The organism is Paracoccaceae bacterium (genome assembly GCA_033344815.1).
GTDB lineage: Bacteria > Pseudomonadota > Alphaproteobacteria > Rhodobacterales > Rhodobacteraceae > Roseobacter.
Map to the genome: position 1 here is coordinate 4,529,803 of JAWPMR010000001.1, position 17,391 is coordinate 4,547,193.

The following is a 17,391-nucleotide window of genomic DNA, read 5'->3' on the forward strand; positions in this document are numbered from 1 at the left end:
TGATGATTTCCCGTTTGCCCTTGCGCGAGTGCATTTTAGCTGGTGCGGTCTTGGTATTGCTAGTGCTGGTTTCCACCCGCTTTGCCGGTTTCGTAGCACCGGCGAACCTTGCCAATGTGTTCAATGACACGGCACCACTGATCATTCTGGCCTTAGGGCAGATGGTGGTGATCCTGACCCGTTGTATTGACCTTTCGGTCGCTGCCAATCTGGCGCTGACGGGAATGGCGGTTGCGATGTTGAACGTGGCGCTGCCAGGTTTGCCGATCCCGCTGATCATTGCCATTGCGATTGTGCTGGGCGCGCTTATGGGCGCTGTGAATGGTCTTTTGGTTTGGAAACTGGAAATCCCCCCGATTGTCGTCACGCTGGGCACGATGACCATCTTCCGGGGCATAATTTTCCTCATTTCTGACGGTAAATGGGTCAATGCGCATGAGATGAGTTCAGCTTTCACCGGCTTTCCGCGTGCCGCCATCCTCGGCCTGCCTGTATTGTCCTGGGTCGCGATCCTGACGGTTGTGGTGTTTGGCATCATGATGGCGCGTACGCCGCTGGGACGCTCCATCTTTGCGGTGGGCGGCAACCCACATGCGGCCGTTTACACGGGTATTAACGTGGGACGCACACAGTTTTATGCCTTTGTTCTGTCCGGCGCATTAGCGGGGTTGACCGGATACCTTTGGGTTGCGCGCTACGCTGTGGCCTATGTCGATATCGCGGGCGGTTTCGAGCTTGAAGTGGTTGCGGCCTGCGTCATCGGTGGCATTTCTATCGCCGGTGGGATCGGGTCCGTGGGCGGGGCGGTTTTAGGCGCGCTGTTTTTAGGCGTTGTGAAAAATGCACTGCCCGTTGTGAATATTTCGCCGTTTTGGCAATTGGCGATATCCGGCAGTGCGATCCTTATCGCCGTGGCCTTCAATGCTCAATCGGGGCGCGCCAAAGGCCGCATCATCCTGAAGTCCGCACAGGAGCCCTCATGACCGATGCAACCGCAGTACCGCGCTCAATTCCGGACCGCCTGCATGGCCGTATGCACCGCGTCCTGCGCTCTTGGGAGACATTGTTACTGGCGGTGGCGGTGGCGATTTTTGTGCTGAACTCTTTTGCCTCGCCCTATTTTCTGAACGCCTGGAACCTGAGCGATGCGACATTCAATTTCACCGAAAAAGCGATGATCGCTTTTGCCATGGCGCTTTTGATCATCGCGGGCGAGATCGATTTGTCGGTGGCATCCATTATTGCGCTGGCCAGCACTGCCATGGGCCTGGCCGTGCAACACGGCGCGGGCACCCCCGAACTTGTCGTGATCGGCCTGACGGTTGGCGTGCTGTGTGGCGCCTTCAACGCGGTGTTTGTCACAGTTCTGGGTCTGCCATCCATCGTTGTGACCATCGGCACCATGAGCCTCTTTCGCGGTATCAGCTATATCATTCTTGGGGACGGCGCCTTTCGCGGATACCCAGCAGATTTTGCATGGTTCGGGCAAGGCTATGTGTTCTGGGTGATCACCGTGGAGATGGTGATTTTTGTGCTGCTTGCAGTCCTTTATGGCGTGCTTTTGCACAAAACCAATTTCGGGCGCGCAGTCTATGCGATCGGGAACAATCCGACAGGCGCTTTGTTCAGTGGCATCCGCGTGCAGCGTGTCAAATTCATGTTGTTCATGCTGACCGGGCTGATGTCAGGCGTGGCTGCAATCTGCCTGACATCGCGCCTTGGGTCTACCCGTCCCAGTATTGCGCAGGGCATGGAGTTGGAAGTCGTCACCATGGTGGTTTTGGGTGGCGTCAATATTCTGGGTGGGTCGGGCTCCATCCCGGGCGTGGTCATTGCCGCTTTTGTCATGGGGTTGGTCACCTTTGGTCTGGGTCTGCTGAATGTTCCGGGCATTGTGATGTCAATCTTTATTGGCGCGCTGCTGATTGGCGTCATCGCGCTTCCGCGGATCTGGCAAATGCTGCGCAACCGGCGGCGGTCACAGTAATGGAGCGCTTTGTTTTCAGAATGCGGCTGCACCCGGGCCATGAAGCGGAATACCAGCGACGTCACGACGAGATTTGGCCCGAACTGGTGAAATTGCTGCACGAAGCCGGGATCAGCGATTACACCATTCACCATGATCGGGAAACGGGGCTTTTGATCGGCGTGCTCTTGCGGACAACGGACCATGCCATGGCCGATCTGCCAAGCCATCCGGTGATGCAAAAATGGTGGGCGCATATGGCTGATCTGATGGAGACAAATCCGGACGGCGCGCCTGTTGCAGTTGAGTTGTCTCGCGTCTTTCACATGCCATGACTGCGCCCCGCCATATTGCGGTGCTTGACGTCGGCAAGACCAACGTCAAGATTGCGCTGGTAGATATGCAGGACCTGTCAGAAAAGGCAGTTCTGACCCGCTCGAACACGGTCCTGCCCGGGCCGCCATGGCCACATTTCGACACGGAAGGGCATTGGGCGTTTTTCCTGGAGGGGCTGGCAGAGTTTCACCGCGCTCATCATGTGGATGCGATCGCCGTGACAACCCATGGTGCTTGCGCCGCACTGCTTGACGAGGCTGGAAATCTTGCGGCGCCGATCCTTGATTATGAGCACGATGGGCCTGACGCGCTGGCGGCACAATATGATGCGATCCGCTCGCCGTTCTCTCAAACCGGCTCGCCGCGTTTAACGGGGGGCCTCAACGTGGGGGCACAGCTATACTGGCAGTTTGCGCAGGACGCCGGGCTTTTTGAGCGCACCAAGCACATCGTGATGTATCCCCAGTATTGGACATACCGCCTGATAGGCGTTCCGGCCAGCGATGTGACGTCCATTGGATGTCACACCGACCTTTGGAACCCGCACACAGACCAGTTTTCTGATCTGGTTGCGCGCCTGAACATCGCCGGCAAGATGGCACCTGTCCATAAATCTGCGGAGGTGTTGGGCGTAATCCGAGAGGAGGTGGCGCTGGCAACCGGATTGCCCGGTCAGACACCGGTTGTCTGCGGTATTCACGATTCCAATGCATCGCTATACCCCTATGTGCTGACACAGGATCCGCCCTTTTCAGTTGTATCCAGCGGGACCTGGCTAATCACCATGAGCATGGGGGCAAAGCCGAAACAACTAGACCCGAGGCGCGATACGTTGATCAACGTCAATGCAATGGGGCAGGCGGTCCCGTCCGCGCGCTTCATGGGCGGGCGAGAGTTTGAGATCATTTTGCAGGGCCAGTCAACATCGGCAAATGATGTGGACGCCCGGCAGGTTCTGGAAACGCGTTGCATGTTGCTGCCCGCAGTTGACCCCACGACCGGGCCATTTCAGGGGCAGCAAATGCAATGGCTCAATGGGGAGCCGCCCCCCGGCACATCTGCACGCACCGTGGCAACGGCCTATTATCTCGCTCTCATGACCGATGTTTGCCTGCAATTGACAGGAGGTCACGGGCCGATTTTGGTTGAGGGGCCGTTTGCCCGTAGCCCGAGGTTTCTTGATATGTTGAGAGCCGCAACAGAACGCCCCGTGCATATCAGCCACTCGGTCACCGGCACGAGCATAGGGGCTGCAATGCTCTTTGGCGCGCCGGATCACAAAATCGAACTTGTACCCGTGCCCGAGCCGACGGATCAAGCACTTCTGGCGCGGTATGCCGCGCAATGGAAGCACCTGACAGCGCATCACCGGGCGCAGATTTAGGGATTGGCTGCGGTACAGAACGCTTCTTGTCTTGCTGGCACCCGGGCGCGGCCTTTCGCCTGAACATGCAGTGTCGCAACGTGTCGACGTTCGAGAGCTGGAAAAAGGTCTTCATGCACCGATTTCTTCGACGTTTCTGTGTGTTTGTTCATTGAAGGTAAGGCGCGCGTCGACATCAATTAACCACGCGGGGACATGAGGAATGTGTCCACCAATCAAATATTTACGATGTGTATCTCTGCCATGGTTTGCGCAGTCATCTTAACGGGGTTGGATAGGATTCTGCCCGCTTTGGAGAAACGGCAGGGGGGCGCGCTGAGTGGATTGAAACAACAGGGACTGAAGCGCACTTAATGGGCTTGGTTTTAGGGCAAGAAATATCACGCAGCGCTCCCGCGTCACGTCAATTATGACTTCGTGGCTGTAGCCAAAGCTTCGCGATGTCGTGGCTCCACTCTTCACGGGTTCCGATTGCGTATTTCCCGTCCAACAAGGCAATCTTTACGGTAGAATTTGCCGAGGTTTCAGCCCGTATGGCCGAGTTTGGTACGATGGATTACGCTCATCAATCCATTTGTCACCCGATGTCGACGGGCGTTTTTTCAGAAAACGAACGCGAAGCCGCATCCGCCAGAATTTGCGCTTGTAAACCGTCATTCATATCGGGCGTCACGGGGCTTCCCGAGGTCAATGCCTTGACGAAATGGATCATTTCAGCCCGGTAAGCTGCCTCGTATCGTTCCAGAAAGAAGTGCAGTGCCGGGGCTTTTTGAAAGCCGCTTTCCGTGGCGATTTCGATCGTGTTTTCCAGAGTGTTTTCGGCGCGCAGCATTCCCCTGGACCCATGCACTTCGATGCGTTGATCATAGCCGTAGGTCGTACGACGCGAATTTGAGATCTGGCAAATTTTCCCGGACCCTGTTGTCAGCGTCACAGCGGCCGTATCCACGTCACCGGCAGCGGCAATCGCCGGGTCCACAAGCGCCGCACCCACTGCGTATACACTCACCACGTCCTCATCCAATAAGAACCGCGCCATGTCCAGATCGTGGATCATCATGTCACGGAAAATGCCACCTGACGTTTTCAGATAGCTTACAGGGGGCGGGGTGGGATCACGCGACAAGATCGTAATGATTTCAACATCCCCAATCTCTCCTTGGGTGATGCGCGCCTGAAGATTTGCAAAATTCGGATCAAAGCGGCGATTGAAGGCTGTCATGAAGGCCACGCCAGATGACTCTACCGCTTCCATGCAAACGCGAATTCGATCTGCCGCCAAATCCACCGGTTTTTCGCAAAAAATGTCCTTGCCGGCTTTGGCCGCCGCATGGATCAAATCGAAATGCGTGTCCGTGGGAGTCCCGATAACAACTGCATCGACGTCTGGACTTTCGATAAGCCCTTCAGGCGTAAGCAAGCTTGCGTTGGTTTTTGATGCCAGCGCTTCTGCCGGTTCCTTGAAAGCATCTGCGACCGCGGAGACTCTTGCGCCATCGATTTGGCCAATCGAGCGCGCATGAACCTGTCCAATGCGACCGCATCCCAGAAGCCCGATGTTCAACATACTATGCTCCCTTGAAACCGTTTAAGACAGTGCGTGTTGCCGCGACAATCGGGTCATGGGTGTCTTTCAATATGCTGACCCGGTCAAATCTGTCGGGATCGCTGTCTATCGAGTTGCGCAAGGCTGCTCCGAACGCCATGCGCAGTTCCGTGCCGATGTTGAATTTGCAGACCGATGATCCGCGCGACAGGATCCGGCGCTGATCCATCGGTACGCCAGAGCCGCCATGGATAACGAGGGGAACATCCGTGACCGCCTCAATGGCGCGTATGCGGTCCATGTCAAGACCGCCTGCCTTGTCCTGTTGCAAATGTATGTTGCCCACGGAAATCGCCATGGCATCTACGCCCGTGTCGCGGGCGAATTGGGCGGCTTCGTCCGGGTCGGTGCCGGCGGAGGCTTCGCCGCCTGAATAGCCGACAAACCCGATCTCACCTTCACAGGAAACCCCTGCGGCATGGGCCATGTCGGCGATGGTTGCGGTTTCGGCAATATTATCGGGCAAGGGTTTACGCGATCCGTCAAACATCACCGACGTAAAACCACTTTCGATGGCAATCTTGCAGTCCTCAAAGGTATAGCCGTGATCCAAGTGCGCAACGACAGGGACGCTGGCATTTTCCGCAAGATATCGAAACATTGCGCCCAGAACGGGCAGGGGGGTGTGTGCGCGACAAGATGGACCAGCCTGCAGGATGACCGGTACCTCTTCGGCTTCGGCGGCTGCCACATAAGCGCGCATGTCTTCCCAGCCAAGGGTCACCAGCCCGGCAACCGCATAACCATGTTTCAACGCAGGCTGCAGTACATCAGCCAGTGTTACGAGTGTCATTTAAATTTCGCCACCATATCCATGATACCCGGAATGGTGTGGAGTTGTTCGGCATGGGTGGGTTGAAAAAACTGTTTCAGGCTGCGCTGTGACAGACCGCCCAGAATAGTGAAGTAATACATCTCATAACCGGGTAAAACAGCGCAGGGATGATAACCTTTGTCGATCATGATCGTCGAGCCATCCACGATGTGGTAGGCATCGCCCGCCTTGCCCTCTTCACGCTGCAACATCTGCACGCCGGAACCGTAATTCGGCTTGAAGCGGAAGTTATAGGTCTCGTCATGACGGGTTTCTTCCGGCAGACGGTCGGTGTCGTGTTTGTGAGACGGAAAACCAGACCAGCCACCTTGGCCCACCGTGTATAATTCGCTAACCAGAAGGCGACCCACTTTGTCGTGATGGTTCGCCCCCAGTATGTGTTTGATTTTACGATGTGTTTTCGTGTCATCGGAGCCGTATTGCACCTTGTCGAGCCCGTCAGCACGCACATCAAATGGTTCCAGCACCTTGTCGTACTTAGCACCTGCGATGAAGGTTTCGGTGGCATCTGTCAGGCAGGTGATGCGCACCTTTGCACCAACGGGCACGTAGACGCCTTCGGGCTCACCATCCCAGACATCAACCGTGCGGTTTCCCAATTTGGCGAAGGCAGCGCCATCCACATCCACATCGACGGTTCCCGTCGCGGGTACGATGCAGGTCTCATATCCCGGTACCGCGTATTCGAACACCTCGCCTTTCTTGAGCTTCACGATGTTGAAATAATTCAGCGGCACCAGATCGTCACCAGCGTCCACAATAGGTTTGTTTTGGTTGTCATAGGGCGCAATATGCATGGCGTTTCCTTTTAACTTTCTGAGGGGCCAGGGTGCGTGGCGAGGAATTCTTCAAGCTCTGCGGTGTCGGGCATGGCAGGAGCGCAACCGGTTTTAGCCACGACGACCGAGGCGCACGCGGACCCGCGTAAAACGGCCTCTTTCATCGCGCGCCCTTCGGTCAACCCAGCCAGAAATCCGGCCATGAAGCTGTCCCCGGCCCCAGTGGGTTTAACGGCTTGAATGGCATAGATACCGGTGCGCATCTCTTGCCCGTCGGCAAAGGTGATAGCGCCTTTATGGCCCATTTTGTAGATCACGATTTTGGCTGTTGTGGTTGCGAGTGCGCGGGCTTTTTCGAGGCCTTTGTTGATGTCGCCGGCCATGAAACCGAATTCTTCGTCGTTGCCGACGATGACATCAGACAACGCCCCCGCACGTGACAGCACCTCTTCGGCGACCTCAGGGGAGGGCCAGCTATAGGGGCGGTAATCCACGTCAAAAATGATCGGCAAACCCGCAGCGCGCGCGAGTTCAAACGCCCGAAAAGCCGCAGAGCGCGAGGGTTCTGCCGCAAAGACCGTACCGGCTGTGATCAGCGCGCCAAATCGGGTGTATTCCACCGCCTCGACATCGTTGACCGTCATCTGAAAATCAGCTGCATTGTTGCGATAAATCACGCTCTGATGGTCTTCGACACGGGTTTCATAGACCGCCAGCGAGGTGCGTTCTTCGCCGCGAATGCGCGATACATAGGTGCGCTCCACACCGTAACGGTCCAATTGCCCTTCGCAATACCAGCCTACAGCATCGTCAGAAACCGAAGTCACAAGCGCCGCTTTACAGCCCAGTTTAACAAGGCCTGCGGCGATGTTCGCGCTACTGCCGCCCATGCCCACAACCATGGTTTCCGCGTCGCGCGTACACGTACCGGCAGGTTCAGGGCAAAGGTCCATGCCGACGCGCCCGATCACCAGGAAGCTGCCTTCCGCGAGTCCAGCCAGCGTCATTACACGCCCTTTCGCTGTTTGTCGCGGCTGGCTTCCCAATCAACGTGCGCTTGTGTGACCTTGGCGTTGTCGCTGACATGGGGCGTGCCCACTTCCCACCAGGTATGGCCTTGAGTGGTCCAGCCTTCATAGGCATCGACCTTCATTACAATCACATGGGTTCGGTCGCTGGCTTTGGCGCGCATGAACGCATCGCCCAACTCCGACGGATTTGAAACCGTTTCGGCAATCGCGCCTTGTGCTGCCGCATGGGCCTCGAAATCCACGCCGAAAGGTTCCGGTACGGTCGGGCAATCCGCGATCAGGTTGTTGAAACTTTCATTGCCCGTGTTGTTCTGCAACTTGTTGATGACCGCAAAACCACCATTGTCCAGAACCAGTATGATCAGTTTCTTCTGACTGAGCACCGAAGAATAGATGTCTGAATTCAGCATCATGTAAGAGCCGTCACCGATAAATACGATGGTGTCCTTGTCCGACTCGCGCTGGCATTGCGCGATGCGCCCACCCCAGGCCCCGGCGATCTCATATCCCATGCAGGAAAACCCGAATTCAACATCGACGGTCCCAAGACCAAGGGTGCGCCAGTTGGCGGTAACCTCGGCGGGCAATCCCCCCGCCGCGGCTACCACACGGTCCCGTGGATCACACAGCGCGTTCACAACGCCAATGGCCTGCGCATAGGAATTGGGTCGGTTTCCGTGCGCGATGTTTTCGGCGACATAGGCGTTCCATTTCACGCGTTCGGATTGCGCAAATTCCACCCATTTTTGTGGTGTTTTGTAGCTCAATGCGTCTGCCAACGCCAAAAGCGCGGTTTTTGCGTCCGCCACAACAGGCAGGGATCGGTGTTTTGCCGCATCATGGCGCGCTGCATTGAGCGAAATGATGCGCGCATCCTTGGCAAAGGCGGTCCATGAGCCAGTCGTGAAATCCTGCAAGCGCGTCCCGACCGCCAGAATGACATCTGCCGCCTCAGCCACGGCATTCGCGCTGTCCGAGCCCGTCACACCGATAGGCCCGATGTTCAGGGGGTGATCGTTCAAGAGATTGGCGCGTCCTGCGATTGTCTCTACAACCGGGATTTGATGCGCCTCGGCAAATTGCAATAACGCGTCGGTGGCACGGGAGTACTGCACACCACCTCCAGCGATGATCATCGGACGCTCGGCAGATTTCAGCAATTCAACGACATCCAAAATCTCCGCCACGTCCGGCGAAGTGCGGCGAATGCGATGTATCTTTTTGTCAAAGAACACTGTCGGGTAATCATACGACCAACCCTGAACATCCTGCGGTAATCCCAGAAACGCAGGACCGCAATCAGCAGGGTCAAGCAAGGTGGCAAGGGCGGCAGGCAGGGATTGGATGACCTGTGCCGGATGGGTGATCCGGTCCCAATACCGTGACACCGGTTTGAAAGCATCATTCACCCCGCAGGTCGGATCTCCATAGTTCTCCAGCTGTTGTAATACCGGATCGGGCAGGCGTGTCAGGAACGTATCACCACACAGCATCAACATCGGCAGCCGATTGGCATGCGCCAAAGCAGCCGCTGTCAGCAGGTTTGAAGTACCTGGACCGGCGCTGGCTGTGCAGAACATGAACCGTTGGCGCAGCCATTGCTTGGCATAGCCTGCCGCAGCGAAGCCCATGCTCTGTTCGTTCTGCCCACGGTAAAGCGGCAGTTCCGTCTGCCTGTCGTAGAGCGCTTCGCCCAGACATGTCACGTTGCCATGTCCAAAGATGCCGAAACCGCCGCCACAGACCCGCATTTCCACGCCGTCGATCTCGATGAACTGACTGGAAAGCCAGCGAATGATCGCCTGCGCCGTGGTCAGGCGGATTGTTTCTGTTGAGGCTGTCATTGTCCTTTGGACCCTTCAGGAAAATTCGATGCACTACCGAATGCGACTTGCGGGATTTCGATTCCCACGATACTGATTTTGCAACCGGTTGCAAATTTTATTTCCATATTGGGAGATCCCTGCCATGCCACAGATTGGAATTGGTATCCTGGGCGGTGGATATATGGGGAAAGCCCATGCAGTGGCCATGTCTGCGGTTGGTGCGGTGTTCAACACTGCTCTGCGGCCAAGGCTCGAAATGATTTGCGCATCAAGTTTGCAAAGCGCCGAAAAGTATCGCGATGCTTATGGTTTTCAGCGCGCAACAGGCGATTGGCAGTATTTGGTCAATGATCCCAAGGTAGAGGGTATCGTTATTGCGTCGCCGCAGGAAACACACCGTGCCATAGCTGAAGCGGCTCTTGCGCTGGGCAAACCAGTGTTTTGTGAAAAACCGCTAGGCGCGTCACTGGACGACAGCCGTGCGATGGTCGCGGCGGCGCAGACGGCGGGTGTGCCCAATATGGTTGGGTTTAACTACATTCGCACCCCAGCCAGCCAGTTTGTCCGCAAGTTGATCACGCAGGGTGAGATTGGCGAAATCACTTGGTTTCGCGGCGAGCACACCGAGGATTTTTACGCTGATCCACAAGCGCCGGCCTCATGGCGGACGCAGGGACATGCCAATGGCACGATGGGCGATCTGGCGCCACATATGATCAACGCCGCTCTGGCGCTGATGGGGCCGATCACCCGCGTCATGGCCGAAGTCGAGACGGTGCATAAATCCCGCCCAGGTGGCGCGGTTACTAATGATGATCACGCGCAAATGATGTGCCGGTTTGCCAATGGCGCCATGGGGCAGATGTATTTCAGCCGTATCGCAACGGGGCGGAAAATGGGCTATTGCTATGAAATTACTGGCACAAAAGGTGCTGTGCGATTTGACCAGGAAGACCAGAATGCGGTCTGGCTATATCGGATGGACGGGCCGGAGGCAGAGCGCGGATTCACCAAAATACTGACCGGCCCGGCGCATCCGGATTACCTGCCGCTTTGTCAGGGGCCGGGGCATGGCACCGGCTATCAGGATCAGATCATCATTGAGGCACGCGACTTTCTGCATGCGATTGAGACGGGCGAAAACACATGGCCCACGTTTCAGGATGGCCACGATGTGAATTGCATCATAGATGCGGCGATGCGATCAGCTCAGGCCGAAAAATGGCAAAACGTTTAGTCAGTGTAAGCAAACGAAAGGCTTGTAGATGACGATGAGAATTGGCAATGCGCCCTGCTCTTGGGGCGTGGAATTTGCGGATGATCCGCGCAACCCGACATGGCAGTCGGTCCTGAAAGACTGTGCCGCCGCTGGTTACAAAGGCATTGAATTGGGACCGGTGGGTTTCATGCCCGAAGACCCGGTTGTTTTGCGCGACGCTCTTGCGGAAAACGATCTTGAGTTGATCGGTGGCGTGGTATTCCGTCCGTTTCATGACGCGGAAGCCTGGGAGGATGTGCTGGACGCTTCAACGCGCACTTGTAAGGCGTTGACGGCGCATGGTGCGCAACATCTGGTCCTGATCGATTCCATCTCGCCACGCCGGGCGCCGACTGCCGGGCGCGCGGATGAAGCCGAGCAGATGGACGCATCCGAATGGGCGGCCTATCGGGACCGCATTGCCACCATCGCGCGGATGGGTAGCGAAGAATACGGTCTCACGGTTGGCATACATGCACATGCGGCGGGGTTCATGGATTTCGAACCAGAGCTGGAACGTTTGTTGAATGAGGTGGATGAAAGTCTTCTCAAGATCTGTTTTGACACAGGTCACCATTCCTATGCAGGGTTTGATCCGGTTGGCTTTATGAAGCGCCACATCGGACGCATTTCTTACATGCACTTCAAAGATATTGACCCTGCGGTCAAAGCGGATGTCATTGCCAAACGGACAGGGTTTTATGACGCCTGCGGTCAGGGGATCTTCTGCAATCTCGGGCAGGGCGACGTCGATTTTGCCGCTGTCCGGCAGGTTTTGATAGACGCAGGTTTTGAAGGATGGTGCACGGTAGAGCAAGATTGCGACCCGACGCTGGATCCTGATCCGATCGGGGACGCAAAGGCGAACCGCGAATACCTTGAGTCCATCGGTTTTAAGTAGGGAAGCCAGATTATGGAAAAACTGAACTGGGGCATGATCGGCGGCGGAGAAGGCAGTCAGATCGGTCCGGCACATCGTCTGGGTGCAGGCTTGGACGGCGCTTTCACATTCGCGGCTGGAGCGCTGGATCACCGCCCCGACGCAGGCATCAATTACGGACGCCGTATGGGGCTTGGGGATCGTGCCTACGGGAGTTGGCAAGACATGTTGGCAGGCGAGAAGGCACGGGAGGACCGCGTGGATCTGGTAACGGTGGCGACGCCCAATGCGACCCATTTTGAAATCACCAAAGCTTTCCTTGAGGATGGCTTCAATGTGCTGTGTGAAAAGCCAATGACAATGACCGTCGAGGAAGGCGAGGAAATCGTCAAACTCACGCGTTCAACCGGTAGGATTTGCGCCGTGAACTATGGCTATTCCGGATATTCTCTCGTCCGCCACATGCGGGCGATGGTGGCGCGAGGCGACATTGGAAAAGTGCGTCTGGTCAAGGCGGAATTCGCTCACGGCCATCATGCAGATGCAGCAGACGCCGATAATCCGCGTGTACGCTGGCGCTATGATCCGACACAAGCCGGGGTGTCTGCGCAATTTGCGGATTGCGGTATCCATGCGATGCATATGGCGTCTTTTGTCTGTCGGCAGGAAGTCACACGCCTGAGCGCGGATACGGTGTCCTGCATCGATGTGCGTGAACTCGAAGATGATGCGATGGTCAATTTCCGGATGGATGGCGGGGCTGTCGGGCGGTTGTGGACATCTTCCATCGCGCTCGGACGTCAGCATGGCCTGACACTCCAGGTTTTTGGGGAGACCGGAGGGTTACGCTGGGCACAAGAACAGCCCAATCAGCTCTATCACATGCCGCTCAATGGACGCTTGCAGGTCATCGAGCGTGGCGAAGGCAATCTGTCGCCCGAGGCAGATCGCACCAGCCGCGTCACTGTGGGGCACGCCGAGGGGATGCCGCTGGCTTTCGCCAATATTTACAGCGATCTGGCCGAAGCAATTCACGCACAAAAAGAAGGTCGTCCGATAGATCCGGCGGCCAACCTCTATCCGCGCGCCGAAGACGGGTTGCGCTCCATGGCTGCGGTTTATGCCGTTGCTGCATCCGGCAAACAGGACGGTGCATGGCTTGATGCACGCCCGCCGATGTTCAGGTAAGGGGGCGCAACGTCCCCCTTTCCACAACGGAGCAGGGAAAAATGCGCGCTTCCGGGTAACGGTTCGGGTCGTCCAGCATGGCGACCATCAATTCAATGGAAGAGGTCACGATCTGGCGGATTGGCTGGTGGATCGTGGTCAGATCAATGTTCTGCCAACGCGCCATTTCCATGTCGTTCAAACCGATAATCCCGATGTCTTCTGGTACGTTCAATCCACTGCCCCTGATCGCGGATAAAACACCGATCGAAAGAACATCATCGCCGCAAAAATAGGCCTGCGCCGGGTCTGAGGTCAGCAAACGGAGCATTTCATTGCGCCCGGCATCAAAGGAATAGGCCTCTGCAAAGGAATAACTGGTTTCCAATCCGGGTTGGGTGTTCAAAACTTCAAAGAAACCTGCGTAACGGTCTTGAGTGGATGTGGCGTCTTCGGGACCACCCAGGAAGGCAATCTTCCTATATCCCCGCGCGATCAGGGTACGTGCCGCCATGCGCCCGCATTCAACGTTATCAATTCCGACAACATGTACCTGCGGTGCACTGGAAGACCGCCCAAAGCTATGAACAACGGGAACCCCGGCATCCCGAAACGCTTGTGCAAACTCGGGCGACAACGTGGAGGAGGCAACAACAGCACCGTCCACGGAGTATTGGCGCAACATGCGTACCGAGGCATCCGGATTTGTTTCATCCGTCAGGTTAACCAGCAAGGGTCGCAGGCCGCGGTCTTGGAGGCCGCGCGTAAACAGGTCAAAAACCTGTAGAAAAATGGGATTGTGGAAGTTGTTGGAAACGAGGCCGATCAATTTGGTGCGCCCGGTGGTCAGAGAAGATGCCAGAGCATTCGGGCTGTACCCCAGTTCCTTTGCGGCTTTTTCTACTTTGCGCCGCATTTTTTCGGAAACCGACGCCCCATCCGTGAAGGCGCGCGATACGGCAGATCGGGATACTCCGGCGCGCTCGGCAACCTCTTTCAATGTGATGGCCATGAACCGACATATCCGTTTTCTGCGATGCCGTGAGGGTGTCACGCCGCTTTATCCTTTTGAAAGTATGAATTTCAAAGAGCAATTTTGCAACCGGTTGCAAAAAAAATGTGAGTGTGCTTAGCTGGAGTCGGAGAGGCGACGCAGGTCGCTCTTTTGCCATGAGAACGGTAAACCTTGGGAGGAAAACATGACATCATTGATGAAGAAACTGGTGCTGGCCACGGCAATTGTCGCCGCACCTTTTATGGCTGCGACTAATGCGGCTGCGGAAGGCGAAAAATACATTCTGGTCAGCCACGCTCCGGACAGTGACAGTTGGTGGAATACCATCAAGAACGGCATTGCACTGGCGGGCGAGCAGATGGGTGTTGAAGTTGAATACCGCAACCCACCCACAGGCGATCTGGCGGATATGGCACGCATCATCGAGCAGGCAACAGCATCCGGTCCAAACGGGATTATCACGACGCTGGCGGATTTTGATGTGCTGAGTGGTCCGATCAGATCCGCTGTGGATCAAGGCATCAATGTGATCATCATGAACTCAGGTACCCCTGAGCAAGTACGCGAAGTCGGCGCCTTGATGTTTGTGGGTCAGCCTGAATATGACGCAGGTTATGCCGCCGGTCTGCGTGCCAAGGGCGACGGCATCGGCAGTTTTGTTTGCGTCAACCATGTGATTTCCAATACCGTTGTGGGCGAACGCTGCCGTGGTTTCGCCGATGGTCTGGGGGTTGATCTGGGTGATAGCATGATCGATTCCGGTCAGGACCCGGCAGAGATCAAGAACCGTGTCACCGCTTACCTTACGGCCAACCCTGAAACGGATGCAATCCTGACGCTTGGGCCAACCTCGGCAGACCCGACGATCGCAGCCGTAAAAGAAATGGGCATTGCGGGGGATATCTATTTCGGAACTTTCGATTTGGGTACCGAGATCGTCAACGCGATCAAGGACGACATCATCAACTGGGGTATCGACCAGCAGCCGTTCCTGCAGGCCTATCTGCCGGTCGTGGTTCTGACGAACTATGACCGTTACGGTGTTCTGCCAGGCAACAACATCAACTCTGGACCGGGCTTCGTGACCAAGGACGCATTGGGCAAAGTCGAAGAGTTCGCGGGTCAATACCGCTAAGCAGAACAAAGAGGGCGGCATCCGCGCGGGGCGGGGGCCGCCCTCTTTTTCTCAATCCTCTCAAAGGACATACAGATGTCAGATGCTCAAACGACCGACGAGCGCGTGAAGGAAATTTCCGGGCTGCGCAAAGCGCTGATCCGGCCGGAACTGGGCGGCATCGTGGGCACCGTCGCCGTCTTTACCTTCTTTCTGCTCTTTGCCTTCGACAGCGGCATGTTCAATGCCCAAGGCATCATGAACTGGACTGTAGTTTCCGCGCAATTTGTGATCATCGCTGTGGGCGCTTGTCTGTTGATGATATCCGGGGAATTCGACCTCAGTGTCGGATCCATGATTGGTTTCGCCGGTATGATGATCGCGATTTTCGGCGTCACCATGGAACTTCCGATGTGGATCGCAATCCTGATTACCTTTGTAATCTGCGTCGGCTTTGGCGCAGTCAATGGGTACATTGTGGTCAAGACCGGCCTGCCCAGTTTCATCGTCACATTGGCCACCCTGTTCATTCTGCGCGGATTCACGATTTTCATCCCTCAAACGCTTGAACGCAAAACCATCATCGGCGGTATCCGCGAAGCCGCAGAGGGAGATTGGCTGGCGCCCCTTTTTGGTGCCAAGATATTCGGTGGCTTTTTCCAGATGCTTGGGGATGCCGGCGTCATTGACGTCTTCCAGCGCGGCACGCGGCAAGGGCAACCTGTCGTGGACGGCATCCCGATGCTGATCGTTTGGGCGCTTTTGTTGGTTTTGATCGGTCACATACTGCTGACGCGCACCAAATTCGGGAATTGGATTTTTGCAGCCGGCGGAGATCCGGAATCCGCGCGTAATTCCGGTGTTCCGGTGGACCGCGTCAAAATCACGATGTTCATGTTCACCGCCTTTTGCGCAACGGTCTTTGCGACCTGTCAGGTCATGGAGTTTGGCTCTGCGGGGGCGGATCGTGGCTTGCTCAAAGAGTTCGAGGCAATCATTGCCGTCGTCATTGGTGGTGCATTGCTGACGGGGGGATATGGTTCCGTCATCGGTGCGGCTCTCGGCGCGCTGATCTTCGGTGTGGTGCAGCAGGGATTGTTTTTTGCGGGCGTTGAAAGTTCGCTTTTCCGGGTATTTCTTGGAGTGATCCTGCTCTTTGCAGTCATCCTGAACACCTATATCCGCCGTATCATCACAGGGGAGCGTTAAGATGTCTGATCCAATCATCCAGATGGTGAACATTGAAAAACACTTCGGGCGGGTGATCGCCCTGGCCGGGGTTTCTGTCGACGTTTTCGCCGGGGAATGCCACTGTCTGCTGGGTGATAACGGCGCGGGCAAGTCGACTTTTATCAAAACCATGTCGGGCGTGCACAAACCCACATCCGGTGACATCATCTTTGAAGGCAAACCGCTTGATTTCGCCGACCCAAGGGATGCGATATCAGCTGGTATCGCGACGGTTCATCAGCACTTGGCAATGATTCCACTGATGTCCGTCAGCCGCAATTTTTTCATGGGCAACGAGCCGGTCAAGAAAATCGGGCCAATTGATTTCTTCGATCACACCTATGCCAATCGGGTCACGATGGAAGAAATGCGCAAAATGGGTATCAATCTGCGCGGGCCTGATCAGGCCGTGGGCACATTGTCGGGCGGTGAGCGTCAAACCGTCGCGATTGCGCGCGCTGTGCATTTTGGAGCAAAGGTCCTGATCCTCGATGAACCGACCAGCGCCTTGGGCGTACGGCAAACGGCCAATGTGCTGGCAACCATCGACAAGGTACGCAAGCAAGGGATTGCGGTGGTATTCATTACCCACAACGTCCGGCACGCGATGGCGGTTGGGGACAGGTTCACGGTCTTGAATCGCGGTCAGACGCTCGGCACAGCAGAGCGTGGCAAGATCACACCTGAAGAGCTACAGGACCTGATGGCCGGGGGACAGGATATGGTTGCATTGGAAGGAAGCCTGGGCGGCACAGTTTGATGTGCAGGGCTGACGGCAACAACGCCGTTATGGTCGGGAAATACTGAAAATTGCTTGTCGGTTTTGTCCGGCCCACTACACGCTCGACGGGAAACAGCCCGCGCTGAGAGTGCAATCTCGGTCGTTCAAATTGGTTTGCATCACACTGGTGGTGACAAGTGTGGATGCGAGTCCGGATATCGCTGGAGTCGCGCGTCAGCCTCT

General features: G+C 56.2%; 16 protein-coding genes. 10 read left to right on the top strand and 6 right to left on the bottom strand.

Annotated features, from left to right (window positions below):
* Positions 1-2: 2 nt before the first annotated feature.
* From R8G34_21040 to R8G34_21055, 4 genes are read left to right on the top strand one after another with little or no spacing between them, the layout of a single operon-like run.
* On the top strand, positions 3-983 hold the full coding sequence (locus tag R8G34_21040) for an ABC transporter permease (protein MDW3225339.1): 981 nt from the start codon (positions 3-5) through the stop codon (positions 981-983).
* A complete protein-coding gene (locus R8G34_21045) occupies positions 980-1,987 on the top strand; it encodes an ABC transporter permease (protein ID MDW3225340.1) in 1,008 nt (335 codons plus the stop codon). Before R8G34_21040 ends, R8G34_21045 begins: the two co-directional genes overlap by 4 nt.
* A complete protein-coding gene (locus R8G34_21050; GenBank protein ID MDW3225341.1) occupies positions 1,987-2,301 on the top strand; it encodes an L-rhamnose mutarotase in 315 nt (104 codons plus the stop codon). The genes R8G34_21045 and R8G34_21050 overlap by 1 nt, the downstream gene beginning before the upstream one ends.
* Positions 2,298-3,686: an FGGY-family carbohydrate kinase gene (locus tag R8G34_21055; GenBank protein MDW3225342.1), complete on the top strand. Its 1,389-nt coding sequence runs from the start codon at positions 2,298-2,300 to the stop codon at positions 3,684-3,686. Before R8G34_21050 ends, R8G34_21055 begins: the two co-directional genes overlap by 4 nt.
* Before the next feature lie 577 nt (positions 3,687-4,263).
* Here the strand turns inward: R8G34_21055 and iolG are convergent.
* The 5 genes from iolG to iolD are packed head-to-tail and all read right to left on the bottom strand — an operon-like array spanning position 4,264 to position 9,781.
* Positions 4,264-5,253 carry an inositol 2-dehydrogenase gene (iolG, locus tag R8G34_21060; protein MDW3225343.1) on the bottom strand — a complete coding sequence of 330 codons (990 nt, stop codon included), beginning with the start codon at positions 5,251-5,253 and terminating at the stop codon, positions 4,264-4,266.
* A 1-nt stretch (position 5,254) separates the two neighbouring features.
* On the bottom strand, positions 5,255-6,085 hold the full coding sequence (locus tag R8G34_21065; GenBank protein ID MDW3225344.1) for a class II fructose-bisphosphate aldolase: 831 nt from the start codon (positions 6,083-6,085) through the stop codon (positions 5,255-5,257).
* Positions 6,082-6,924, bottom strand: a complete 843-nt coding sequence (locus tag R8G34_21070; GenBank protein ID MDW3225345.1) for a 5-deoxy-glucuronate isomerase — start codon at positions 6,922-6,924, stop codon at positions 6,082-6,084. The genes R8G34_21065 and R8G34_21070 overlap by 4 nt, the downstream gene beginning before the upstream one ends.
* Before the next feature lie 11 nt (positions 6,925-6,935).
* Positions 6,936-7,913 carry a 5-dehydro-2-deoxygluconokinase gene (gene iolC, locus R8G34_21075; protein ID MDW3225346.1) on the bottom strand — a complete coding sequence of 326 codons (978 nt, stop codon included), beginning with the start codon at positions 7,911-7,913 and terminating at the stop codon, positions 6,936-6,938.
* Positions 7,913-9,781 carry a 3D-(3,5/4)-trihydroxycyclohexane-1,2-dione acylhydrolase (decyclizing) gene (iolD, locus tag R8G34_21080; protein ID MDW3225347.1) on the bottom strand — a complete coding sequence of 623 codons (1,869 nt, stop codon included), beginning with the start codon at positions 9,779-9,781 and terminating at the stop codon, positions 7,913-7,915. The genes iolC and iolD overlap by 1 nt, the downstream gene beginning before the upstream one ends.
* A 124-nt stretch (positions 9,782-9,905) precedes the next feature.
* Between iolD and R8G34_21085 the strand changes: the two genes are divergently transcribed.
* From R8G34_21085 to R8G34_21095, 3 genes are read left to right on the top strand one after another with little or no spacing between them, the layout of a single operon-like run.
* Positions 9,906-11,000, top strand: coding sequence for a Gfo/Idh/MocA family oxidoreductase (locus R8G34_21085; GenBank protein MDW3225348.1), 1,095 nt, complete (start codon positions 9,906-9,908; stop codon positions 10,998-11,000).
* Positions 11,001-11,028: 28 nt separating this feature from the next.
* A complete protein-coding gene (locus R8G34_21090; protein ID MDW3225349.1) occupies positions 11,029-11,922 on the top strand; it encodes a TIM barrel protein in 894 nt (297 codons plus the stop codon).
* 12 nt (positions 11,923-11,934) lie between these two features.
* Positions 11,935-13,089 carry a Gfo/Idh/MocA family oxidoreductase gene (locus tag R8G34_21095; GenBank protein ID MDW3225350.1) on the top strand — a complete coding sequence of 385 codons (1,155 nt, stop codon included), beginning with the start codon at positions 11,935-11,937 and terminating at the stop codon, positions 13,087-13,089.
* Here the strand turns inward: R8G34_21095 and R8G34_21100 are convergent.
* Entirely contained in the window at positions 13,082-14,080 is a 999-nt protein-coding gene (locus R8G34_21100; GenBank protein ID MDW3225351.1) for a LacI family DNA-binding transcriptional regulator, read from the bottom strand. The genes R8G34_21095 and R8G34_21100 overlap by 8 nt on opposite strands.
* Positions 14,081-14,267: 187 nt before the next feature.
* Here R8G34_21100 and R8G34_21105 point away from each other — a divergent pair, with 187 nt between their 5' ends.
* The 3 genes from R8G34_21105 (at position 14,268) to R8G34_21115 (ending at position 17,187) form a co-directional block, all read left to right on the top strand.
* On the top strand, positions 14,268-15,218 hold the full coding sequence (locus R8G34_21105) for a sugar ABC transporter substrate-binding protein (protein MDW3225352.1): 951 nt from the start codon (positions 14,268-14,270) through the stop codon (positions 15,216-15,218).
* A gap of 75 nt (positions 15,219-15,293) precedes the next feature.
* Complete coding sequence (locus tag R8G34_21110) at positions 15,294-16,406, top strand: ABC transporter permease (GenBank protein ID MDW3225353.1); 1,113 nt, start codon at positions 15,294-15,296, stop codon at positions 16,404-16,406.
* A 1-nt stretch (position 16,407) separates the two neighbouring features.
* Complete coding sequence (locus tag R8G34_21115; GenBank protein ID MDW3225354.1) at positions 16,408-17,187, top strand: ATP-binding cassette domain-containing protein; 780 nt, start codon at positions 16,408-16,410, stop codon at positions 17,185-17,187.
* Positions 17,188-17,391: the final 204 nt, after the last annotated feature.